The organism is Capilliphycus salinus ALCB114379, assembly GCF_047276495.1.
Lineage (GTDB): Bacteria > Cyanobacteriota > Cyanobacteriia > Cyanobacteriales > Microcoleaceae > Capilliphycus > Capilliphycus salinus.
The window spans coordinates 4,142,295-4,167,439 of record NZ_CP178543.1 but is presented as its reverse complement, the minus strand read 5'-3'; the positions used below and the strand labels follow the sequence as shown (position 1 = coordinate 4,167,439).

The window sequence follows — 25,145 nt, the reverse complement described above, 5'->3', positions numbered from 1 at the left end:
TTTCTGAGTGTTGGTCTATGCTGAACTGGCTTCTGGAACAGTATCTCAAGGTCTCGCTAGAAACCCGACGACTGGCTCATTTTTTGTTTTTAATCCTGTCTCTGACGACTAGCCAAGCGTTGTTTGCGCTGCTGTCCCGCTCTTTGTTCCTCGATCGCGTTGGCGCCGAGTCCCTTCCCCTTCTGTTTACCGTTACCCCGGTTGTTCTCATCGCCGTTTCTACCGGTTTTCTTGCGGCGATCAACCGCATTTCTCACATCCGACTGTTTCAGTGGATTTTATTTGTTGGGATTTTCTTAGTCGCGGGAATGCAAGCGCTAATTGCTCATCAAAGCACTGTTATTCCCTATTATGGCTTATATATTCTTTCTAATATTCTCAGCGTTTTACTGATTAAAATTAGCTTTTCTACTTTAGTTTCTGACTATTTTACCGCTCTGGGATTGAAACGTTACACCGCAGTTTTATTTTTAGGCGCGAATATTGGGTTTTTATTAGCCAACAGCTTGGGGAGTTTAATTGTTCAGTTTATTTCCCCCGAAAATTTACTCTTAAGTATTCCCCTACTCTACGCGATCGCCATCGCTCAGTTAGTGTATTTGGAACGAGATCAACAGGCGATAGAAATCAACCCGACTGCGGCGAAAACATCTTCCCAAGGATTGGTTAAAAGTCTCAAGAAATTTCCCCGACTCGCCAAACAGTATCCGATTATTTTCTATTTGGCTATCGGTACTTTTATTATCCTCTTATTAAGACTTCTCACCGAATTTCTATTTTCAACCGTATACGCCGAAAGATTTCCCGAACAACAGGATCTCACCAGCTTTTTAGGACTGAGTTCGGCGATGTTTAGCCTCATCCAACTGTTACTAACTTCTCTGGTCACAACCCCCCTCATTCAACGCTTGGGAGTCAGTCGCGCTAACTTGATTTATCCCCTGACAACCCTGCTCGGTTTTATCGGGTTTGCGGTGAATTTTGGATTACCCACTGCGGTTTTTGCTAATATTAATCATGTGGCAATTTATCGCAGTATTGCCGACCCTTTAAAAACCATAAATTACAACGCCGTACCCGCTCAAGCTTTGGGAACGTTTAGAGTTTTAAGTGAGGGATTATTTTCCCCGGTTGGCGAAATGATTGGGGGGTTAATTTTGCTCGGATTAATGAGTTCGGGTACATCTTTACAAGTGAGTATACTGGGAATTATTTTAAGTTTAGTTTTGGTTGGGGTGAGTTTCAAAACGGGAAAGAGCTATCGGCGATCGCTGGTGAAAATGTTGCTTTCGGGTTCGGTGAATTTAGATCGAGTTCGACAGGGTTTAACGCTGAATACCGATTATCAAAGCGAAGTGCAGAACCTTTTAGAAAGTGGCGATCGCGCCGATCAAATACTCGGCTTAGAATTGGCTATTTATTTACAACCCATCCAGCAATTTTTACCGCAAGTTAACGCTTTATTATCCCAAGCCGATCGCCAACTTAGACAAGCTATCGTTTCCTTTCTCCGTCATTTACCGGAACCGATTATTTCGGATTGGATAGAGGAAGGATTAAACTCTAAAAATACTCAAAGAAAAGCGGTTTCTCTCGAACTTTTAATTGATAAAAATAAATCAATTTCCGAGAAAAAACTGGTAAATTTACTCAAGGAAGAACCGGAAGAAATTCGGGCGTTAACTTGTGTGGCAATAGCGACTCATCAACAAAGTTTGCATCCTAAAATGCAAAAAACTTGTCAAAAGTTATGGGAAATGAAGTTAGATTGTCCGATTGCTCAGGCGACAATAGATGTAATTTCTCATACGAAAAAACGGGAGTTACTTCCTATTTTATGTCAAATTTTACCCCTAGCCAGTTGCGAAATTAAACAGCAGGGATTAAAAGCGTTGGTGAGTTTAGCTTCTCGAAACGATCGCGAGTTGAGAGAGGTCGCCGCTTTAGAACTTGCTAATCCTAGCGCAGAAGTGCGAGCGGAGGCGGTAAAATTGTTGGGGGCGATCGCCGATCCGCAAATGCTAAACGAGGTGGCAAATTGTTTACAGGATGTCGATTATCGGGTGCGAAATCAAGCGGCTAAAGCGATTTCTGTGTATGGTGAAATGAGTTTATCTTCTGTCGAAAACTGTTTGAGTTCTGAGCGTCCAGAGGTGGTAAAAACCGCAATTAGTGCGATGGGTTATATTGGAACTTCTCGGGCGGAAGATATTCTTTTTAACCACGTTAGTCAGGAGTTACAAAAAGTTTCTCGCACTTGGAAATGGCAACAACTCCCCCGCGAACATCCCAGTTGGAAATTGTTGGCGATCGCGATAGAAGATTTCCATTTGCGGGTGATTGAACGGGTTTTTTATGTGTTATCATGCTTGGGATGCAAACACACCTTAGAAGCCTTGCGAGTGCTGCGATATTCTACGGATAAAAGAAGTCGGGCGAATGCGGTGGAAACCATTGCTTCTTTGCGCTATCGTCGGTTTATTTTACCGATTTTACCGCTGCTCGAACAGTGGGCGGATGGAGGGAGTTCTCAAGCGGAAATGGCGCTCGATTCTGAGTGGATGAAAAGCAAGGGTTACAAGTTGTTATTAGAGGCGATACAATCTAAAAATCGGTGGATAGAAATGGGAGCAATTATGGCTTTGGCAACGGTTCCCTTTTTGGTTATCCAAAGTTCTGATGTTTTGGTTCAAGAATTTGTACAACAGGTTTTTCCACCGACTAGCCCTTTATTTGCTCAAGATTATTTTATGAATCGCATTCTGATCCTGAAAAATGTTTCTCTGTTTCAGGGAATGTCTTTGGATGAGTTATTAATTCTGAATCAAGAGTTAGTTGAGGAGGAGTTTCTGTCCAATGAGGTGATTATTCAAGAGGGAAGTATCGGGACTCATTTGTATATTTTGATGGCGGGGACTGTGGTGTTGACGAAATCAATTCGCGGAACTCAACAGAGGATTAAACGGCTTTCTCCGGGTGAATGTTTTGGGGAATATCAACTTTTTGCTGAGTCGGTGTCTACGGTGGGGGCGATTGCTGTAACGGATTGTCAACTGTTAAAATTAGAGAAAAATAGTTTGCTGAGTTTGATCGAGCAACGTCCCGGTATTTTGCTGGAAATTTGCAAGCAGTTAAGTCGCATTATTGAGGAACTTTTAAATGATGTTCGCGCTCAAGAACAGGAATCACAGCCCCCCGTGTGAAGTTAAATTTTTGAAGTATAATTTAGGTGTATAAATTGCTTTTAAAAGTGATACTTTCAAAGCATGAATATGATTTTATAAACTCTCACACAACCTGAGGAACTGGAGGCTGAACTGAAAGGTGCGTCAGCCTTACTCAGAACCTTTATCAATATTTTCACCAAGTTTTAGAGCTTGTTTTAGAGCTAGTTACAACAAATGCCTTTTGTAGAAGTTTCACGGTTTATTTCTACAGGGAAACTAAAGGGAAACTAACAGGCTAATTGTTGGGCTTCTAACTCTAACATTTTCAACAACTGCTCATCTCCTCGGGCTTGGGCGACTTTTCGGCGATGTTCCAACACTCGACAAATATTAGCCGTGTGAACCCCAATTATATTTTCTGGAGTGGCTTCTACGGGAGCGGTAACAGAGGGTTGAGGTTGAGTCTGTTCGGCGCTTCTGACCTCCTCTGGACGGTAAGCAACACCCCGATACTTCAGGTTGGGGTTGGGTAAGGGAACCGGAATGTGTCTGGGGTAGTGAACCTGCCAAGCATTTCCCCGATATTTGCCCCCCAGTTCGCTTTCAACGATGTCAACCGGAGGCTGATGCCGTTCATAGTTAATTGTACGATAGGTCAGTCTCATTTTCGCGATCGCTCCTAATTTGTGAACGAAAAATAACTTAGCTCATCAAGGTGAGTTTTTAGATTTCTGTATTCATTGTTACACTTTAAAGATTTAATTGCCAAGGATTCATAACAAATCAACACAAATCCTCGGGGGATAGGGAGAGACAGTCACCCTTCGGGTTCAGCAGTCGCTCATGGGGGAAACCCCCAAGACCGCGCTGCTTCACCAGTCACCCTTCGGGTTCAGCAGTCGCTCATGGGGGAAACCCCCAAGACCGCGCTGCTTCACCAGTCACCAGCGCAAACTTGCGACCCGGCGGTTTCCGTCGGTAGCAAAGTTTGTAAGAGAGTCACCAGTTTTTACAGTTGTCAGTTTTCAGTAACTCCCGACTCCCGACTCCCGACTCCCGACTCCCGACTCCCGACTCCTAACTCCTAACTCCCAACTCCCAACTCCTGACTCGGTGACTCCCGTTACCAGAGAGGAGACAGCGGATTTTCTTGAAGGGGTAATTTGACGATAAAAGTGGTTTTTTGGTTGAGTTCAGTTTGAAATAAAATGTGACCGGCGTATAAATTGACGCATTTTTTAACAATAGCTAAACCCAAACCTTCCCCTTGAATGCTGCCGATATTATCCCCTCGATAAAACGGATCAAAAATGTTTTCTCTGTTTCCTAAAGGAATACCGATTCCTCTATCGATAACGTGAAACTGAATTTCGTCTTCTTCTTGAATTAATTTTAAATCAATCTCACTTTCGGGAGGAGAAAATTTAATCGCATTAGAGAGTAAATGACTCAAAATTTGTCGTAAAATTCTTTCATCCCATTTTCCAACGAACTGATTGCCTTGATAGGAAAATTTAATTCTCTCTCCGACTTGTCGGACGATTTGCAATTCTGAAATCAAAGTTTGACAGAATTCAATCAAATTCAAAGGAACGGGTTGAAGTATAATTTTATCCTGTTCGAGTTCATTAATTAACGCCACATCATTCACCAAACTGCTGAGATGTTGTACCATTTGTTGAATGCGTTGAATGTGTTTTTGCTGCTTGGCATTTTCGGGATCGCAATAATGTTCTAGCAGTCCTGCCGAGGTCAGAATAATCGACAAAGGTGTGCGATATTCGTGAGAAATGGTTGTAATGATTCGCCGTTTAAACTCTTTAATTTCCTGTTCTTTAATCAGAGATTCTCTTAATTTTGCTTCGAGTTTAATTTGTTTTTGCAGCTTTCTTAAACCCAGTTGATGCTGAACTCGGGTAATCACTTCTAAGGCTTCAAAGGGTTTGGTAATATAATCGGCTCCTCCGACTTCAAAACCTTTCACCTTATTTTTGACATCATCTAAAGCACTTAAAAAGATAACTGCAATGTCCTCTGTTTTCGGGTTACTTTTCATCTCCTGACAAACTTGATACCCATCAATTTCGGGGCATCATAATATCGAGCAGAACCAAAACTGGAGGTTCATTTGAACGGACTAAATTTAAGGCTTTTTGACCATTTAAGACCCGTCTGACGGTGTAACCTTGTTGGGTCAATAAAGCGGAGAGAACAGCCAGATTATCCAACTGATCGTCAACCAGTAGAATATATTCAGAAGATTCTAGATCGGGTATGCTGTTCATAGAGATTCGGGTTGAGTGAGGACTTCAATTTCTTCAAACTGAAGACAATTGACCAATTCTGTTAGATGTTCAATTAAGAAGGTTTCAGTCTGAGGAATTTGTTTAATTAATTGATAAATTTCGGCTTCGTTCGCCAGATAAGCGGCTTGATGAAGTTCGTCTCGCCATTGAGTCGGCATCACCGCAAAATCTTCTGGTTTTAACTGATTTCGCACCGCTTTTCTGGTCGGCTCAGAGGTCAACTCTGGCTCGTCATAACGATAGGATACATCTAAATATTGCTGAATTTTAGCAAAAATTTCCTGTTCTTCAAAGGGTTTGCGAACAAAATCATTACAACCGAGAGCAATTATTTTTTGGCGATCTTCTTCAAAAGCAGAAGCCGTTAAAGCAATAATAACTGTTTCTTCCCCTTTCGGCATGGCTTTAATATGTTGAATGGCTTGATAACCATCGAGAACAGGCATTTGCATATCCATCCAAATTAAATGGGGCGACCAACTTTCCCAGAGTTTTATCGCTTCCAAACCATTGGTTGCGGCTTGCACCTGAAAACCGACCGTTTCCAAGAGTTTAACAATTAATTGACGATTATCGGGACGATCTTCGGCGACCAAAATGCGATATTCTTGTTGACCGCTCGTTAAACCCATCACCCGACGTTGAGGAGGTTCCGGTTGAATATTGACCGTAGACCCCTGCTCGAACGGCAGAGTAAACTGAAACACACTTCCCACCCCTAACTGACTATCTACAGTAATTATACCCCCCATCAACTCCACAAATTCGCGACTAATTGCCAAACCCAGTCCGGTACTCTGTTTGACTTTTTCTCCGGCTTCAGTTTGGGTAAACGGTTCAAAGATTTTATCGAGTTCATCGCAATTAATTCCCACTCCGGTATCTCGAACTTCAAACTGAAGATAATAAGAGTTTGAATTTTGGTGAGGGGAAAGCGTTTGATAGCGAACGGTTAAACTCACGCTACCTGTAGAGGTAAACTTCACCGCATTAGAGAGTAAATTAATCAGAACTTGGCGTAATTTCTCCTCATCTCCGATTAACCCCTGAGGAACATTTTCGTCGGCTTTGATCTCAAGTTCGACGCCTTTATTTGCGGCTTTGAGTGCAAACATATTTTCTAAAGTTTTTAGCAAAATCGACAAATCAAATGGGTGAGTTTTCAAAGTAATTCGACCCGCCTCAACTTTAGACAAGGTGAGAATGTCATTGATTAAACCGAGTAAATGTTTCCCGCTGCGATGAATAATATTCAGGTATTCGCTCGGTTCGCCGGCAAATTTGGGCTGTCGCTGCAATAGCTGAGTAAACCCTAAAATTGCGTTCAAGGGGGTTCGCAGTTCGTGGCTCATATTGGCGAGAAAACGGCTTTTGGCGAGATTAGCAGACTCGGCGGCTTCTTTTTCCCGTTGCAATTCTCGGGCGCGTTGGCGTTCGAGTTCGGCCTGTTTACGTTCGGTAATATCAATAACAACCGTCGCAATTCCAATAATATTATTTTTGTCATCTCGTAGCGGTTCTACACTTAGCTCATAGTAACGCATCTGTCCGTCTCGAGCGATAAAATACTCTTGGCGGTTTCTGCGGCCTGTCTCGATAACGGGTTGTTTAATTGCTAGAATTCGTTCGGCTTCATCAGCCGATAAAAGCTCAGTTTCTAACTTTCCGACAATTTCTTCAAAGGTAAAACCGGGAGCGGGATTGTATACCCAAGTATACCGTAATTCGCGATCTTGAGTGGTGAACGTAATCGGGGAATTTTTCAGGGTTAAATTAAAGCGTTCTTCACTCCAACGCCAAGCTTCTTCGGCGACAATACGCTCGGTAATATCAATCAAACACCCCACACATTCAACCGGGTTATTCTGTTGATCTCTAATCAATTGTAGAGAAGCAGAAATCCACCGATAGCTATTATCAGCAGTTTTTAGGCGGTATTCGTGGGTGTAAAAACCATCTTCATTGAGTCCTTTGGGGAGTCCAGTCAGAATGCGATCGCAATCGTCGGGGTGCAAATTAGTAACCCAAAAGTCAGAGTTATTGAGAAATTCTTCGGGTTCATAACCCAACACAGTTTTAATATTAGGACTGATGTAGGTGGCTGCATAATCTCCTTCCGGTTTGCAGCTAAAAATAACCGCAGGAGTATTATTCAGTAAATATTGCAGTCTGGCTTCACTTTGACGTAAAGCTTCTTGAACTTGTTTTAATTGCGTGACTTCGGTAACAACCACTCCAAATCCTACTTTATCGGAGGATAATTCGACCGGATAATAACTGGTGATCCAATCCCGTTCGAGATCGGGTTGAGCGGCCGTTTTTCCGTGAACTTCCAGGTTAAGAACGGGTTTTCCAGTGCTTTGAACTTGCCGATAAATGGGTTCAACAATCTCGATCAGTTCGGGAATTACATCTTTGGGGAGTTGTCCGATATGTTCTTCTATTGATTTGCCGTTAATATCAGCTAAAATTTTATTGATTCGCAGATATCTCCAATTTTCATCCTGCAAACATAACCCAACCGGAATATTGGCATAGATATTTTCCAATTCAATATTTTGGCGTTTGATTTCCTCTTGATATTGTTTGAGTTGGGTGATTTTAATAAAGCTTAAAACCAAACCATCACAACTTTTATTTTCCCGGCGATAGGGATGAATTCGCATCAGCAAGGTGTCCCCAGTTGTGAAAATTTCCACTTCTTGTTCTAGGGATTCTTCAGTTTGAAGTACCTGTTGCAATAATGAATTGAAGTTGGGACAATTAAAATTAGAGGAAAGATGGTGTAATGGCCGACCAATATCAACTTCGGTGAGGTTAATCGCCAACACAACCGCAGGGGTGAATTTCCGAATCTTCAAATCTCGATCTAAAAAGATTACCCCAATATCCGTACTTTGCAGCAAGTTATTGACATCATTGGAGAGTTCGATCAGTTTTTGAATTTGATTTTGATATTCAGTATTAACGGTGTAAAGTTCTTCGTTGGTTGTTTGTAGTTCTTCGTTGGTACTTTGCAGTTCTTCGTTGGCTGCGATTAATTCTTCATTGGTGGCTTGCTGTTCTTCGTTGATGGTTTCAAGTTCTTCAATGCTAGCTTGTAAATTTTCACGGGTTTGTTGAAGTTCGGACTCCAGTTGTTGAATCTGTTGAATAACGGCCCGATCAAAATTGTAGGATTGAGCATCTTTTAACGAACAAAATGACTGAATTTCCTGTTTATTTGTAACCACGATCATAAAAAATTCTTCTGCTGTAGTGCTGCGGGGATGAAACTGCACTTCTAAATCAACTCGCTTGATATTTTCATTATGCTCGCAGGGAATATCAATATAAGAAATCGTATTTCCTTCTCGTTTGGCTTGATGTAATGCCAAACTTAGAGGCATTTTTAAAGGGGGAATAATCAAGTTAGCAATCTTGTTGCTGAGTTTTCCGGGCCGAATTTGAAGCACTTTTGCCGCATCACTGACAATGTGAAAAAGATTGTAGTCGGCACTGATTAATAAACAGCTAGATTGATATTTTTTCGCCAAGGCACTAAAGGCAGTCTCTAAAATACTATCCGAAGGTTTTTGCACCTTTTTAACGGTCTTTATGCTAAAGGTTTGGGGGGATATGGACTGAATTGAATCTATGGTTTGAGGAAGTAACGGTAAGCGAATGTCTCTTTTTTTCTGAAAAAGTTTATATTGTTCTTGTAAGAGATTAAACTCGGATTGTAGCTCTCCTATATTTTCGGAATCACCCAAAAATAAAACCCCTTTGACCCGGAGAGAAAAGTGCAACATTCTCAGAACTTGTTGCTGAATTGGAGGCTGAAAATAGATTAAAACATTGCGACAGCTTACCAAATTAATTTCAGTAAATCCCGCATTCTGAGTCAGGTTATGAGGGGCAAAAATCAGCATCGAACGTAGCTGTTTGCGCACTTGAAAGACTTGACCATCGAAGTTAAAATAGTTTTCTAAGCGATCAGGAGAAACATCTGTAATAATACTTTGGGGATAAATCCCTTGGGAGGCGATCGCTAACGTGCTAGAATTGATATCGGTGGCGAAAATCTTGACCTGAATATTTTTGTTGAGATTTCGGCAGACTTCATCGATAATGATTGCCATCGAATAGGCTTCTTCTCCCGTCGAACAGGCTGCTACCCAAACTCTGAATTGCTCTCGGTCGGGAATTTGTTCAATTAAATTGGGTAATACATTGGTTTTCAGATATTCCCAAGCGGATGGATCGCGAAAAAATTGAGTCACCCCGATCATCAAATCATTTTTTAATTTTAATCGTTCTTCTGGAGATGTTTCTAATTGACGAATATACTGATTGAGATTCTCGGATCGATTTAAAGAACAACGACGCCAAACTCGCCGATTAACCGTGCTAGATTTATAATAGCTAAAGTCTATATCTTCGTATTTTTTGAGAATCCGAATAATTTTTTGGAATTGTTCAGAATCAATTGCCAATTCTGAGTTGAATGGCTCGGTCAAATGATCTCGACCTGTCTTGACTATCTCATAAACCGTTTCAGCAAGTTCTTGGGGTGATAACCGTTGCTCAACCCTAGTATTGAGAATCATGTTTTGAGCGATTCTATCCAATTCGGAGAGGATCGCATGAACCAGGGTAATTCCTCCGGCTTCATTAATCGCTTGTAGTCCTTTTATCCCATCGCTTCCCCGGTCAAAAAAGATAATCCCAATCGCGCGATCGCCACAGTCAACCGCCAAGGATTCAAAAAAAGTATCAATGGGAAAATTAAGATTGGGATGAAGATTTATACTTGATGAAACACTTAAAAAAAGTTGTCGATCTCTGACAATTAAATTCTGTTGAGCGGGATTGATATAAATGGTATTCGCTTCGAGAAACATCCCGTCAACAACCTCTCGAACCGTCAAATGACTCTGTTGTTCGAGAAGTTCTTTGATTAAAGTTTTCAAGTCGGCAGAGAAGTCCTCAACGATCACAAATGCCGCATCCGTATCAGCAGGTAAACGATCAAAAAATTCTTCTAAGGCACTGAGTCCCTCTGGAGAAGTACCAATTCCAACAACATATAATTCTGATGATGACGCTCCTTGTGACGGGTGAGAATTTTCTCTCGACATGGCCCTTATCCTTAATGTATCCTTGAAAAATTCTGAGGTTGGAAGTTTTTTAGAAAAACAGCGATCGCTATAGTTCTATTATGAGTCAAAATGACTGAGAAAAAGAAGACACCCCTCGATCGCTCTTCGGCACAGGCAAACCCACGATGAACAATAAATTATAACTGTATTAAATATACCCAGATTTTAGCCTTTTTATCTCCTCTGGTGAAAGAGTAGCGATCGACAGAGAGCCAATCATCTAAAATTTATATATTTTTTAAAAGTCTTGAGTTGGCGGCTACAAAATATCAATCCTGTTATAGATCTTCAATAGAGAGCGGTAATTTGATGGTAAAGCAAGTCCCCTCTCCAACTTGGCTGCTGAAGTTAATCTCGCCTTGACAGAGATCGACGGATTTTTTAACGATCGCCAGTCCCAGACCGACTCCGGGTCTAGTTTCAATATTACTCCCCCGATAAAATAGCTCAAAAATCCGGTCTTGATCTTCTAGAGGAATTCCTATTCCCCGATCTGCAACTTCAATCATAAGCTGATGATCTTCTCGAATCAGTTGCAAACTGACGACACTTTCAACCCCGGAAAATTTTAGGGCATTTTTGAGCAATTGTTCAATAATTTGTCGAAAAATAAACAAATCAAAATTAATATTTTCTTGATTGAGATTTTCGGAAAAACTAAAACGAATCGTTCGTTCATTTTCAGAAAATTTTTGTAAGTTTTCAATTATACTTTGACAGGTTTCTACGGCATTAAAAGAAGTTATATTTAATTCGATATTATCCCGTTCAACTTGATTGGCAAATAAAACATCATTCACCAAATTCGTTAAACGAACAATCATTAACTTGATGCGATCAAATTGCTTTTTAATCGCAGGAGTGATCTGATCGCGCAGGCGATATTCTATTAATTCGCTACTATTTAAAATCACCGCTAAGGGGGTGCGATATTCGTGAGAAATTGTCTCGATAATTTTCTGTCTAAACCGATTCAGTTCTTGCTCTTTAATTAAACTTTGTCTCAACTCCGCTTCTAAAATTCGTTGTTTTTGCAGTTTTTGTAAGTTAAGTTGATGACGAACTCGAATTAACACTTCCTGATTGTTAAAGGGTTTAGTAATATAATCGGCGCCGCCAACTTCAAACCCTCTAGACTGGTTTTGAATTTCATCTAACGCACTTAAAAAGATAACCGGAATATCCCGAGTATCTTCCTCGGATTTCAACTGTCTGCACACTTGATAACCATCGATTTCCGGCATGAGAATATCAAGCAAAATTAGAGCCGGTTTTTCTTGAGATTTCGCCAAATTTAAAGCCAGCGTTCCGCTTTTTACCCGTCTAACGTTATACTCTGCTTCAGTTAAAATATTGGCGAGGAGGGTTAAATTATCGATCTGATCGTCAACGAGCAGGATATATTCCGACTCGGAAATTAAGGTGCTATTCATACTTTTATATCTCGCTCAGTTTCATCAATTCTTCAAACTCCAAATTGTCAACTAAATGATAAAGTTGACGAGTTAATTCTACATGAGTTGGGGGAATTTGTCTAATTAACTCTAGCAATAAAAACTCATTGGCGTGATAAGCGGCATCGTGTAACTGTTGCAGCCAATCTGGAGGCATAAAACTGAGTTTGGAGGAATGAAGCAACATTAATTGATTATAAGATAACGAGTCTTCAGTAGAGGAATTTTCCTGATATTGGTAATCGATCCCTAAATGAAGTTTCATCTTTTCAAAGATTTCCTCTTCTTGAAAAGGCTTTCGCACAAAGTCATCACAACCGACCTGCAAAATTTTAACACGATCCTCTTCAAAAGCAGAAGCGGTTAACGCAATAATTACCGTTTCTTTACCCTTTTCTGTGGCTTTAATCTGTTGAGTGGTTTCATAGCCATTCATCACCGGCATTCGCATATCCATCCAAATCAAATCCGGCGACCAACTTTCCCATAATTGTAGAGCTTCTTGACCGTTATTCGCACTGCGAACTTGAAACCCAACTTTTTTCAAAAGCATCACCAATAACTGACAACTATCGGGATGATCTTCTACAACCAAAATTCGAGAATAAGGTTGTCCTTTTGCTAAACCTATCACTCTAGAATTGGAAGATGAAGACAGACTTTCTACTTCTGTCGCCAGAGATACGGGAATTTTAAAATAGAACCGACTACCCCGACCAATTTCACTTTCAAGTTGTAATTCTCCTCCCAAAAGTTTAACAAATTCTCGACAGATCGATAAACCCAACCCCGTACCTTCTTGATAGGTTTGATTGTTGGGAACTTGACTAAACGGTTTAAAGACAAGCTGTTGATCTTTGGGGGCGATACCGATACCCGTATCTAGAACTTCAAACTGCAAAATTACCCGCGAAGAATCTCCCTCAAATTCTCCTAAATTTGCAACTTTTATCGTGATGTTTCCTTGCTCGGTAAACTTGATGGCATTGGTAATTAAATTCATAAAAATTTGACGAATTTTAGCTTCATCAATCAGAATATATTGCGGAACTTCGCCCTCGGACTCCAGAGTAAGCTGTAAATTCTTTGAGGCGGCTTTTAGGGAAAAAATAGACATCACATTATCGATAAGTTGAAGCAAATTAACGGGAGTGATATGCAGCAACAAATGACCGGCTTCTATTTTAGAAATCGCGAGAATATCATTAATTAAATTAAGTAACTGTTCGCCGTTGCGGTAAATAATATTGAGTTTTTGATGATTTTCCCGAGAAAGGTTGGTTTGACGTTGCAACAGTTGGGTAAAACCTAAAATTGAATTGAGAGGCGTTCGCAGTTCGTGACTCATATTCGCCAGAAAACGAGTTTTCGCTGCGTTCGCCGCATCTGCCGCATCTTTGGCTTTTTTGAGTGCAATTTCCGCCTGTTTGCGTTCGGTAATATTCTGACCAATACCTATATTTATTTCATTGGAGAGGGATATATTCGCCCAAGACATCTCTAATACTTTTTCATCTTTTGTCCGAGTTTTAAAATCTCCCCAAGTTCCTTTTGAGGCTTGAATATAGTTTTTAACATATTGACGATATTCCGATTCTGGATACATTTTTAGCAATATTTCGTCAATTTTACCCACTTCTTCTAATGACCAACCGAATACTTTTTTCCATTCTTCGTTCACCCAAATAAAGCTTTGAGTTTTTAAATCCATCAACGCTATCAACACAGGAATATTATCGAGAATGGTTTGGAGTAATTCTTGCTGTTGTCTTTGGTTGTCTTCTGCTTGTTTACGTTCGGTGATATCTTCTGCAATTCCCGCAACTCGATAAACCGGACATAACTGATCGGCTTTGACTAAAAATCCGCGATCGCGAATCCAGCGAATTGTACCATCAGGACGGATAATTCTAAACGTTTCATTATACTGACTTGCAATTATATTTTCACTGAATGATTTGATGACTCGTTCGCGATCGTCGGGATGAATCGCTTCTGTCCATTTTAAGTTATTTTGATACAGTTCCTCACAGGAACGTCCCCAGATTTTTTCATAAGCCGGGCTAATATAAATAATTTTCTCCTCAAGAGGCGGACTGCAACAAATTTCTACAATCCAAAAAACTTTCTGGATATTTTCCGCCAGTTGACGAAACTTTTCCTCGCTGTATTCGAGTTCGCGTTGAATTTTTTTCAGAGGGGTGACTTCTGTGACTGCGACTCCTACCCCCCGTTTTCCATTAGAAAGATTGACCGGATAATAATTCACAATCCAGTCTCGTTCTTCATCGGATTTTGGCGTTTTTCCATGAATTTCTAGATTCAGTAAAGATTCTCCTGTTTCCAGAACATAGCGGAGATTTGAGTTGACTTCATCGGCTAAAATCGGAAGAAGTTCTCTCATCGTTTTTCCAATATGTTCGGCGATGGTATAACCGTTCATCTCTGCTAAAACTGGATTGATGCAAGCCCATCGCAAATCTTCATCATACAACGCCAATCCTATCGGTATATTCTCGTAGCTTGCTTCAAGTTGAGCGGCTTTGAGTTCTAGTATATCTTGAACCGTATTTAGGTCTTTAGATTCTCGATTTAATTGGGAATTGAATGATTTTAATTCTTCATTTTCCCGTTTAACTTTTTGGTTTTCTTGCGTTAATTCTTCAATTTTATTTTCCAGATTTTGGCGCGTTTCTTCCAACTCTAAATTCAGTTGTCGGATGCGTTCTTCATTGTTATTATTCATCGTTATTTTAAATGTTATATTAAATGTTTATTTGATTTCCGTAGTATGATTATATCTCCCCTCGTCCCCCTTTTTTATCCCCCCTCGCAAGCCTTGATCCCTCCTTAAAAAGCAGGGCCGTTTCGTTCTCGACCAGAAATTTTATGACCTAACCCCCCAACCCCCTTCCCACCTCTCCCTAGCCCTCTCCTACCTCTCCCCAGCCCTCTCCTAAAAGGAGAGGGGAAAGGTGTCCCTCGCGGGACTATTTATTAGTCGAGAGGGAAAAGGAAGAAAGTTTTTTATTTGGAAGGGGGAGCAATTAATAGTTTTAAAGATTTAATAATCAAAAAAAATACTCCCCTCTCCTCGTAGGAGAGGGGTTGGGGGAGAGGTCAAAATACAATTTGAGTTCGACTTTGAAACGGCCCTGCCCTTAAAAAGAGGGGTCGGAGGGTGGGGAGGTTGGGGGGAAAATTGGGAAAAATTCTTGAAAGTCCCCCGTATAAATCAAAGCGAAGCAACATTTGGCTTACCCCGTTCAACCAAAAGCGAAGCAACATCTAGCCTCCCCCTTTCCAAGGGGGACGGGAGGGGGATGTAGGGGGATATTTGGGGGATATTCGGGGAGGTTTAAGAGGAGGATTGGTATCAACTCCATTTTAATGAATTTACAGGTTAAGAATCGGCTGTTTTTTGGTTGAATTTTAAGATTTTCAGAAAATTTGTAGAACTGGGTTTGAGTTGGGGTAAGGGCGAAGAATGGCTTGTTAACCAGTCGTTCATCTCTCGTTTTAACCATTCCAATTCTTCGGTTTTTAACTGTTGTCCGAGGTGATAGGTTTTGCGTTGAGAGAGAAAAAACATCATGGGTTTGTAAATCGCTATTTCCAACGTTGGATAAAGCCGACCATTTCCCGCTTTGGTTTGAGTTAAATTAATATTTTGAATTTCCGATAAATTGACAACTTTTCGTTTGGGTAATCCCAGAGATTTCCAACAAATCTCTAAACCTTGTTCATTTAATTCTAGAGAAACCCTCTCAAAATAATCCACCCCAGAATTGAGTAACAAAATCAACAAAATCAATCCCGCAGGTACACCTAAAATCAGTAAAACCAACGGTAAAACCAACAGCGAGGAAATTAAATTCAAGCCTATTTTATCGAGAGGAAGCGGTAACAACCACAGCATCCAACCCGCCAAAGCCACAACCCCAACAATTTGCAACTTGACAAATAAACGCAAAGAAAAAAGCCGTTCGCCCCAATTCCAAAGACTCTTTTGTAGCGTTTGTTTACTCGGGCGAAGATATTCTATCGCAAACCGAGACGGAATTTCGATGCTTAAATTCTTCTCGGATTTTGCCAAACGAATTCCCGTATTTTCCGGGGATTCTATCGGCGCAGAAATGGAAGCATTCAGCGCAATTAACGCTTGATTGGCGTTAGAATAGCGTCCCGAAACCGAGGGATGAATTAACTTTTCTAACCAGTGATAAAATTGCGGTTCAATCGGAGAAACAGCCCGCTCTCTAAACTGAATTTGTAGGTTATTATCTATCGGTAATTCCGACGGAGACAACCCGGTTAACAGATGAATTAAACTCGCCCCCAAAGCGTACAAATCCGACGCCGGAACCGCTTCCCCGCCAAACTGTTCGATGGGAGTATAACCGTAAGTTCCAACCACCGTAAACGTCGCCCCAGGCGTTCGAGGTTGAATTTGTACGCAGCCAAAATCAATCAAATGAATGTGATTATCCGTTCCCCAAACTAAGTTACTCGGTTTAATATCCCGATGCAAAACCGGAGGATTTAACTGATGCAAATAGTTGAGAATTTCTAACACTTCCGCAGCGATCCATTGAATTTGGGTTGGGGTGAATTTCTGACGTTTATCCAACCTTTCTTTGAGAGAAACACCCGGCACATATTCCGTCACCAAACAAAACCAGGGATTCAAACTATTAACGGCGAAATAATCCCGATATCGCACCAAACGGGGATGATCGAGTTGTTGCAAAATTTGGGCTTCTCGTTCCAAAAGTTTCAAATCATCCCAATCCATCGAACCGCTCAATGCTAACAATTTTACCACGACTTGATCTTTAAACTTCAAGTCCTCCGCCAGCCAAGTTTGACGGACAGAATTGCTATTGAGGGCTTCTTTGAGTCGGAAACGAGTGTTGAGGACTGTTCCAGGAGATAACATGAGTTCGGTTGAGGTCTATAATAATGTTAGCCTTATTGTACCGATATTGCGTCCGTTGTTGCGATGCAGGCGCATTCAATCCGACAGAATCCATTAATTTTAACATAATAGATGTACAATACCGAGGAGATTGTGCAATGGATAAACTAGAACATTATCGCTCTTGCATTCAAACCTTATTAGAACGTCACAGTCAGTTCAAATCTTCCGATAAAGACGTAGAAAATCAGCTACTTTTTGACCCGGTACGAGAGCATTATCAACTCATGCGGGTCGGCTGGAAAGGGCTAAAACGAGTTTATCATACAGTTCTTCACTTCGACATTAAAGAGGATAAAATTTGGCTTCAGCAAAACACCACCGACATTGATGTGGGTGAAGAATTGGTTTCTTTGGGCGTTGCAAAGGAAGATATTGTTCTCGGTTTGCATCCACCTTACAAACGCCCTTACACCGGATATGGAGTTGCTTAATCTATAAAAGTTAAGGGCTGACACGATACCAACACTTAAGAATCCGTCAATAATATATGAACTCGCGATCCCCATTGTAGCTGTAAAATCGATTGAGCATTGCCTTGATTCGCCGCAATTTCCACCCAACCATGAGAACCCACCAACGCCACCAAATTTCCCGGTTGTACGTCGGCGTAGGTGATTCCACCGGGAATAATTCGAGAAACCCCAGACAAAGATTCTATCTCAGAAGCCGTTTTTTTAGAAACTTTATCTTTATCCTTATTTCCTTTGCCTTTTTTCTTCTTTTTCTTCTCCTTATTTTTATCCAAATTTCCCAAAACCAATTCTTCAGATTCTTCAGTGTCCTCCAACCCGCCAATTGCCACAAACCAAGTTTTTTCCTCAATAAAATGACCGGGAATATTTGTAATTAAATTCCCAAAATGATCGATATGCTGAATACAGCCTTCGATTCCTTCCTCTGTGAAGCTAGACTCTGATAAAATAACATCAGTTAGCGTTGCCGGATCGACCGGATGACCCAATTCTCGGAAAGGAACGCCGCTGGCCAAATAAGCGCCCGCCGCCGCAAAAATATCGCGACCGTGAAAGGTGGTACTCGGGATGGGAGTCCGCCAATAATCAGGATTACTCAATTCGATCACATTAAACTCATCGGGCGTCTGACATTGGGCCAACATCGCCCCCATCGCCCCCCCCAATACCCCATTATCCGGCCCGATCAGGTATCCTGTAGGCAGGTCTACGGCGATCGCCCGGCGTTGACTCCCGACGCCCGGATCGACCACTGCAATATGAACCGTTTTTGGGGGAAAATAGGGAACAGCATTCATCAGACAAAATCGACCCGCCGCAATATTTTGAGGGGGAATATTATGAGTTAAATCGATCACCCGTAATTCCGGGTTAATTTGGGCGATAACAGCCTTGATCACGCCGACATAAACATCACTCAAACCAAAGTCCGTCAGCAGGGTGACAATTCCAGATAGAGACATGGGGAAACCGTTTGCAGATACAATGAGGTTCAATTATGCGATCGCAATGGGATAATTTTCGAGAAAATTTGGGCGAATGGCACGGTTCGTTTACACAATTTTCCAATCGAGGGGAAATCGTTAAGGATACGCCCAGTATTTTGCAGTTAGAAGCGTTTAACGACAACAAAACCGTTCGCTTAACGTTGCGTCGTTTTCCGCCGAGTCCTGATGGTATCACAAAACCCCCCGTTGATGAATTAGTCCGTGAATATCAATCTCTGGGACGGGATATTCTGTTTTTTGAGAATGGGGCGTTTTCTCAGGGGACAATACAGTTGGCGCCGTTTGCGAAGTCGGGGGCGGAATTTGGCTTTGTGGGGGAAAATCGCCGTTTGCGGTTGGTGGAATTGTTTGATACGGAGGGAAACTTAGAACAATTGACGTTAATTCGGGAATTTCGGGCGAACACCGACGCCGTTGAACGTCCGAACCTCACCGTTGAAGCGTTACTGGGAACTTGGACGGGAGAAGCTGTTACCCTTTATCCCGATTTGCGTTCTCCCGATCGCTTTTCGACTCAAATGAATCTTCAGTTAGACAATACCGGAAAACTCACCCAAAGTCTATCTTTTGCCAATCATACGATGAGTTCAACCGCAACAATAGACGGATCTATTCTTCATTTTGACGGGCGTTCAAATGTGAAAGTTTATCTGTTACCCGATGGCGCTTCTGCAACGGTTCCCCAACAGGTTAAACTGCGTCAAGGGTTCTTTTTTGAGGCGGGTTGGTTGGTTCATCCCCACGAACGACAGCGTTTAATTCGCCGCTACAACGATAAGGGAGAATGGCAAAGTTTAACGTTAGTCACCGAACACAAAACAAAATAGGGAGATACCGGAGGTGGGGAGATAGGGAGGTTGGTTGAAAATTGATATCAAATCTGGTTGTATAACCAACGAATAACAGACACCCGACCCGTACCACCGACAGTCAACAGGCTTCGGTCGAACCGTGACTCCCAACACCGAATAGCCAGATCATTGATTATTGATCCGCAGATCGTTTATAATTTGGCTATAAAGCTTTAAAACTATTACTATACCTTTCTAGTTCAATGATTGTCGGTACTACAGAAGCAGCCCGTATTTTAAAAATCTCTACCGCTCGACTGCGAGTTCTCCTAATCGCCGGCCGAGTCGAAGGTGCCTATAAGACCGGGAAGATGTGGCTAATTCCCCTGTTTAAGGGCAAACCGATGATTGAGCGAGGCACAAGAGGCCCGGCTCCGCGTTGGCGCAATCTGAGAAAGCCTGCAAAAAAGATTGTTCACGTTAATTCTCACAGAATTCGCCAAAATCAAAAACACCAGGAACAACTTCCGGTGATTACGGTCAAAAAGGGCAACACCAATACTTACGGGCATATTGTCGAAATACAGGGAGGATGTCGTGTTGTCTATAGTCCCGATAAACCTCTCGGTTGTGGTGCCAGGGTTTGGATTGAAACCCTAAGTCAAGTCAAGATTATCTGTTAGTCAAAATCTCTTGATCTCCCCACACTTTTCTAATGGGTTCAACCGGACTTGATATGATTAATAAAGGTTCTTTTCTGACCAGACTAAATGATGCAGGTTTCTAGGCAGCATAAACTCAAGTTTGGTTAAAATTTGCTGTTAAATGCGATTATTTAGACCTTCACAAAGGCCGAGAACTTTATCGTGAATATAATCAAATTTTGGGAATAATTGTCAATATGACGAATTACCCAGATCAGTGGTTACTGAGAAACTCTTAAAATTATCCCCACCTCCCCACCAACAACCCATCTGTTTCTAATAGCATTAACCCAAAAAACCCACCAACAACCCATCCGTTACCCATCCCCATCATTCTACCTCCGCCGCGACAACAACGCGATCGCGACCCCGTTTTTTGGCTTGATAAAGGGCGCTATCAGCAACGTGAATAACAGAAAAACCTGTAGTTCCATGTTCGGGAAAACAAGCCACACCCAAAGACGCCGTAATTGGTCCGAGGCTTTGACGTTTGTATTCAAGATTAATTTGTTTGATTAATCTGCGAACTTCTTCGGCCCGTTTACAGGTATTTTCTAAAGAAGCTTCCGGTAAAATTAAAGTCATTTCTTCGCCCCCATAACGACAAGCAATGTCAGAACCTCGCAAACAGCTTTTTAACAGTTTTCCCACTTCTTTAAGCACCGCATCCCCCGCATCATGCCCAAAGGTATCATTAAAGCGTTTAAAATGGTCAATATCAATCATTATTACCCCAACATTGTGTTGACTGCGACGGGCGCGATGAATTTCTCGCTCTAAAGATTCTTCGAGGTAACGACGGTTGTATAATCCAGTTAGGGGATCGCGAATGCTGCGGTTTTGTAATTCTTCTCGCAGTTGTAAATTCGCGAGTGCAAGTGACATTTGTTCGGCGACGGTACTAGCGAGTTGGCGCTTACTTTCACTGAGATAATCCGAGGAATCCGAACAAAGGTAAAATAATCCTAGTGTTTCTCCTTGTGCCATCATCGGCAAACATAGGGTTGCTTTTGGCGGTGAACGGCGATCGCTATGATTACACAGTAACTCAATTTGATCTTCATTAACCCAATGTTCTCGTCCCCGTCGCAGACACCAACAGTCTATCGGATGAAAGATCGTTTCTCCGATGGGAAGTTTTCCCCAAGTGGCGACCGCTTCGACAAAATCACGGGATGCTTTGGTAATAAAAATACCTCCCGAACAATGCGGAAATAGGGGTTGAATCAGAGTTTTAAAGGCTTTGTAGGCTTCTTCTAACGTCAGACAAGCTTGCAGAAAATCGTTCATCTGACTGAGTAATAATATTTCTTGGTTGCGTTGTTGAAGTTGGCTGAGGCGAGATTCTAATTCATCATTGAGTTGTATTAGTTGCAGTTCCGATTCTTTGGTGCGGGTAATATTGCGAAAGGTGACAGCAAACCCATCTGCTAATTTAACCGCAATATTCATAAACCAAGATTTAATTCCATCGTATTCGTAATAAAATTCATGTTCTTGAGGTTCTCCGGTTTCTACGACTTCCACATAGCGATCGAAGAGTCCAACTTCATAGTGTCCCGGCAATTCTTCAAGCATTCGTTTTCCTAACAGTTCACTTTCGGTTCGTCCGACTATTTCGCAGGCGGAGGGATTACATAATAACCATTCAAAATCAATAATTTTACCCCTTTCATCTCGCACCGATTTAAACGCCATAATTCCATCGAGAGAACTATTGAGAACCCCGGATAGCAGCATTTGTGAGGTTTTTAATTCCTCTCTAATCTTCACCGTTTCGGTAATATCCCGGTTGACTCCAATTGCGGCGATAATTTTACCCCGTTCGTCTTCGAGGGGAACAACGCTGGTTTGACAAATTCGTTGAGTTTTATCCTTACAAATGACTTTAATTTCACCATTCCAACGACAGTTTTTGATCATCGATCTGATGATTTGAGTTGTCAGGTTTTTGGCTTGGTCTGGCGAGTATAAAAATTCGGCACTTTTGCCTAAAACTTCGGCTTTGCTGTAGCCAAACATCAACTCAGAAGCGGGATTCCAATCAATTATTATCCCTTGTAAATTAGTGATAATAATCCCGTCGGAAATATTTTCAAAGGTTAAGGCTTGTCGTTTGAGAGCCTCTTCAATTTGTTTGCGTTCTGTGATATCGTAGACAACAGCATAAATCAGTTGACTTTCGGGAATGGCGGTGGAATTCCACACCAACCAGCGATAACTTCCATTTTTGCAGCGATAGCGATTTTCAAAGGAAATTGCATTCACCCCTTGGCTGAGTCTTTCCGCTTCTTGTAAGGTTTTTTCTCGGTCTTCAGGATGAACAAAGTCAATATAAGGTGTGGCTAAAAGTTCGGCTTCGGTATAACCCAACGTTTTTTCCCATGCCGGATTGATCCGGGTAAAATAGCCCTCAAAGTTGGCAATACAAAGTAAATTTATGGACTGCAAAAAGAAGTGATCCCGTTCTTCTTCGGCTTGTTTACGTTCGGTAATATCCGTTTGAATGCCGATATAATGCGTTAGTTTTCCCCAGGTATTTCGCACCGGAGAAATGGTCAGTTCGTTCCAGAATAAGCTGCCATCTTTGCGATAATTTCGCAGGGTGACAGAACAACTTTTTGCGGTTTTAATCGCCTGTCGAAGTTCTTCCAAAGCCGGTTGGTTTCTATCTGTTCCCTGAAGAAATCGACTGTTTTTTCCGATCGCTTCTTCGCAACTGTAGCCGGTGATACGTTCAAAACCGGGATTCACGTAGATAATCGGATTATCCGTTTGGGTCGCATCGGTAATCACAATCCCGTTACTGCTCGCCGCCACTCCCCGTTCAAGCAGTTGTAGGCGATTTTGGGTTTGTTGGTCTTGGGTGATATCGTGGGCTACCCAGAGAACCGTTTTAGATTGAAGTCTGGGGGAAACCCGAGCGGAAAACCAAAACGTTCGCCTTTCTACAGACACGCTATAGTCAAAGTTGATGGTTTCTTGGGTTGTGAAAACTTGTCGAATTAATTCTAACCATTGTTCGGACTGTTCGGGGTCATAAAATTGTTGAATGGTTTGATTGATAATTTCCCCTTTCAAACCCGATTTTTCATCCAACCGGGTGGGGATAACGGTAATATTTTTGGCTTCTGCTTCGATCACCAGAATAATTTCAGAGATCGACTCAAACACGGCTAAAGTTTCTCGATCGCGTGCTTCTAATCGACGATACCAAAGTTCCTCGCGGGTTATCGGATCTCGAAAAGCTTGAGATCCTGTTAACTCCTGCGGTGATTGTTTCGGGTTTATGCCATAATCTAGATTGGGATCTGGCTCGGTTTCGCGATCGGTTTTCATAGGGGCTTAGTGGAGTAAAAATTTGTTACATTTGCTGCAATCAAATTTTGACTCACGAGGTTAGAAAAACGGTGAAGGCTGTTTATTGATTTTTTGATTTAGAGAGGGGAGGGTTTTTCATATAATCTTCAGGAATAGACAAGTTTTAGGCTAACCCGTGATCTTTACTCAAAAGTTTATTGATTTGATTTGCTAATTTAATTTTAATCGAAATTATTGATTACAGTCAATTTTATTTTGTTTTGTATTTATTGTGTTTTGTAAATTATTTTAAAGAACAGTTACGACCCAAGGCTTTAGTTAACAAATTTTTGTATTCTTTATTGCTAAGAATATAAGCTCCAAAGCGCTCCAAATGGGGATTATTCATTTGAGCATCAAACAGCAAAAAATTTCGTTCTCTCAACCGTTCAACCAGCTTAACCATTGCCACTTTTGAGCCTTCTGGAATGCGATAAAACATCGATTCTCCAATAAAAGCACCCCCGATCACCAAGCCCAAAATTCCGCCGGCTAATTCATCCCCCTGCCAAGTTTCAAAACTGTGAGCATAACCGGCATAATGCAAAACGTGGTAAATTTCCTTTAATTCTTCCGAAATCCAAGTGGTTTCTCGATTCGCACAGCCGGCGACAACCCCCGAGAAATCCCGGTTAACCGCAATACTAAATCGATTTTGATTTAACACCCGTTGAAGCGATCGCGGATAGCGAAAGCGATCGTCAAGGGGAATCAACGCCCTTTGGCGGGAAGTATACCATCCCAAGGCTTCATCGTCATCATTTGACATCAGAAAGTAACCTTGAGCATAACCCTGAATAATAGCCGCGACATCGTATTGCATGAGCCGATGATTTTGATATATTAATTAAGTAGTCTGTCTAAATCAAAACTAAAAGTCAATGTTAGCATTTAATGAAAGTCCCCTGTTAGAAACCACTCTAGAGAAGTTAATCAATAAAACCGAAAAAAACTGGGGGTATTTACAAATTAACAAGCGGGCCGATTTTTACACCATCAATATTCTAGGAAAAACCGAGGAGATTCTCAAGTTCAAAAGTAATGAATCCACCCATTCTTACCGTCTATTTTGGTACAAACGCCCCGAACCCTCCGTTTTTGTGCAGTCGAAAACCACCAAAACCTACAACCGTTCCACCCGCACCTACGATAAATCCAAAAGTTATCAAGTCTGTTTCAAACAAGAAGCCAACCCGATCGAATCTTCGATCAATCAACGATTTGCCGATCTCGTCAAACAAAGAATCCTGCAAGGCTACGACCCCGGTAACGCCCCGGCGATCGCGGTCGTGCGCCAGTAAATCCCTTCCCAGGCGGACTCAAATCAAAAGGATATAATTTGATTTAATTATCCTATTACCGAGTTTACCGCTATTTTAGACCCATGTCCGAACCGATTCAACCGATCACACTTCCCCCGGCCGAAAATCCCCAACAGGAGGGGGAATGGCTGCAAAAAGCCTTACACACATGGCTCGATCGAGAATTTATCCCCGAAGCCATCAACCAAACGATCGCCCAAAGAGCCGCTCAAATCTTTGTCCGTCAACGCATGGAAGGAGAAAACGATCTCGGTTCATTAGTGATTGCCATTGTAACGGAAATGCAATCGTTTGACTTTTCACAAAGTTTTTATGGAGAGTTTGCGATCGCCAACGCCGTCAGCGACTTACTCTTAGATAGCTTGGGATACGAACGCTGCTGTGGAAGATAACCCCAAAACGTTAATCGGGAGAGGGAATACGTGCAGGACATCCGGGG

General features: G+C 41.7%; 16 protein-coding genes. 6 read left to right on the top strand and 10 right to left on the bottom strand.

Annotated elements, in window-relative coordinates:
• Positions 1-17 precede the first annotated feature (17 nt).
• Positions 18-3,203: a cyclic nucleotide-binding domain-containing protein gene (locus ACL6C3_RS17300; protein ID WP_413160176.1), complete on the top strand. Its 3,186-nt coding sequence runs from the start codon at positions 18-20 to the stop codon at positions 3,201-3,203.
• Between the two features lie 251 nt (positions 3,204-3,454).
• Here ACL6C3_RS17300 and ACL6C3_RS17295 read toward each other — a convergent pair whose 3' ends face one another.
• The 7 genes from ACL6C3_RS17295 to ACL6C3_RS17265 form a co-directional block, all read right to left on the bottom strand.
• The gene (locus ACL6C3_RS17295; protein WP_413160174.1) at positions 3,455-3,832 is read right to left on the bottom strand and encodes a DUF4278 domain-containing protein; all 378 of its coding nucleotides are present in this window, start codon (positions 3,830-3,832) and stop codon (positions 3,455-3,457) included.
• Between the two features lie 458 nt (positions 3,833-4,290).
• On the bottom strand, positions 4,291-5,223 hold the full coding sequence (locus ACL6C3_RS17290) for an ATP-binding protein (RefSeq protein WP_413160172.1): 933 nt from the start codon (positions 5,221-5,223) through the stop codon (positions 4,291-4,293).
• 22 nt (positions 5,224-5,245) lie between these two features.
• Positions 5,246-5,452, bottom strand: coding sequence for a response regulator (locus ACL6C3_RS17285; protein ID WP_413160170.1), 207 nt, complete (start codon positions 5,450-5,452; stop codon positions 5,246-5,248).
• Positions 5,449-10,593: a CheR family methyltransferase gene (locus tag ACL6C3_RS17280; RefSeq protein WP_413160169.1), complete on the bottom strand. Its 5,145-nt coding sequence runs from the start codon at positions 10,591-10,593 to the stop codon at positions 5,449-5,451. The genes ACL6C3_RS17285 and ACL6C3_RS17280 overlap by 4 nt, the downstream gene beginning before the upstream one ends.
• 299 nt (positions 10,594-10,892) lie before the next feature.
• Entirely contained in the window at positions 10,893-12,047 is a 1,155-nt protein-coding gene (locus ACL6C3_RS17275) for an ATP-binding protein (RefSeq protein ID WP_413160167.1), read from the bottom strand.
• A gap of 4 nt (positions 12,048-12,051) precedes the next feature.
• Positions 12,052-14,814: a PAS domain S-box protein gene (locus ACL6C3_RS17270; protein WP_413160165.1), complete on the bottom strand. Its 2,763-nt coding sequence runs from the start codon at positions 14,812-14,814 to the stop codon at positions 12,052-12,054.
• Positions 14,815-15,471: 657 nt separating this feature from the next.
• Positions 15,472-17,007 (bottom strand): serine/threonine protein kinase, encoded by a 1,536-nt coding sequence (locus tag ACL6C3_RS17265; protein ID WP_413160164.1) that lies wholly within the window; start codon positions 17,005-17,007, stop codon positions 15,472-15,474.
• A gap of 137 nt (positions 17,008-17,144) precedes the next feature.
• Here ACL6C3_RS17265 and ACL6C3_RS17260 point away from each other — a divergent pair, with 137 nt between their 5' ends.
• Entirely contained in the window at positions 17,145-17,480 is a 336-nt protein-coding gene (locus ACL6C3_RS17260) for a XisI protein (protein WP_413160163.1), read from the top strand.
• Between the two features lie 35 nt (positions 17,481-17,515).
• Here ACL6C3_RS17260 and ACL6C3_RS17255 read toward each other — a convergent pair whose 3' ends face one another.
• The gene (locus ACL6C3_RS17255; RefSeq protein ID WP_413160162.1) at positions 17,516-18,484 is read right to left on the bottom strand and encodes an S-adenosyl-l-methionine hydroxide adenosyltransferase family protein; all 969 of its coding nucleotides are present in this window, start codon (positions 18,482-18,484) and stop codon (positions 17,516-17,518) included.
• Between the two features lie 35 nt (positions 18,485-18,519).
• Here ACL6C3_RS17255 and ACL6C3_RS17250 point away from each other — a divergent pair, with 35 nt between their 5' ends.
• Together ACL6C3_RS17250 and ACL6C3_RS17245 are read left to right on the top strand one after the other, a co-directional pair.
• The gene (locus ACL6C3_RS17250; RefSeq protein WP_413160161.1) at positions 18,520-19,356 is read left to right on the top strand and encodes a DUF3598 family protein; all 837 of its coding nucleotides are present in this window, start codon (positions 18,520-18,522) and stop codon (positions 19,354-19,356) included.
• Positions 19,357-19,583: 227 nt separating this feature from the next.
• Positions 19,584-20,003, top strand: coding sequence for a DNA-binding protein (locus ACL6C3_RS17245; RefSeq protein ID WP_413160160.1), 420 nt, complete (start codon positions 19,584-19,586; stop codon positions 20,001-20,003).
• A 351-nt stretch (positions 20,004-20,354) separates the two neighbouring features.
• Here ACL6C3_RS17245 and ACL6C3_RS17240 read toward each other — a convergent pair whose 3' ends face one another.
• A complete protein-coding gene (locus ACL6C3_RS17240; RefSeq protein WP_413160159.1) occupies positions 20,355-23,363 on the bottom strand; it encodes a PAS domain S-box protein in 3,009 nt (1,002 codons plus the stop codon).
• A gap of 265 nt (positions 23,364-23,628) precedes the next feature.
• Complete coding sequence (gene aat / locus ACL6C3_RS17235) at positions 23,629-24,207, bottom strand: leucyl/phenylalanyl-tRNA--protein transferase (protein ID WP_413160158.1); 579 nt, start codon at positions 24,205-24,207, stop codon at positions 23,629-23,631.
• A gap of 58 nt (positions 24,208-24,265) precedes the next feature.
• On the opposite strand from aat, the gene ACL6C3_RS17230 reads away from it, so the two are divergent.
• Together ACL6C3_RS17230 and ACL6C3_RS17225 are read left to right on the top strand one after the other, a co-directional pair.
• Positions 24,266-24,685: a hypothetical protein gene (locus tag ACL6C3_RS17230; RefSeq protein ID WP_413160157.1), complete on the top strand. Its 420-nt coding sequence runs from the start codon at positions 24,266-24,268 to the stop codon at positions 24,683-24,685.
• A gap of 83 nt (positions 24,686-24,768) precedes the next feature.
• On the top strand, positions 24,769-25,098 hold the full coding sequence (locus ACL6C3_RS17225) for a hypothetical protein (protein WP_413160156.1): 330 nt from the start codon (positions 24,769-24,771) through the stop codon (positions 25,096-25,098).
• The last annotated feature ends 47 nt before the right edge of the window (positions 25,099-25,145 follow it).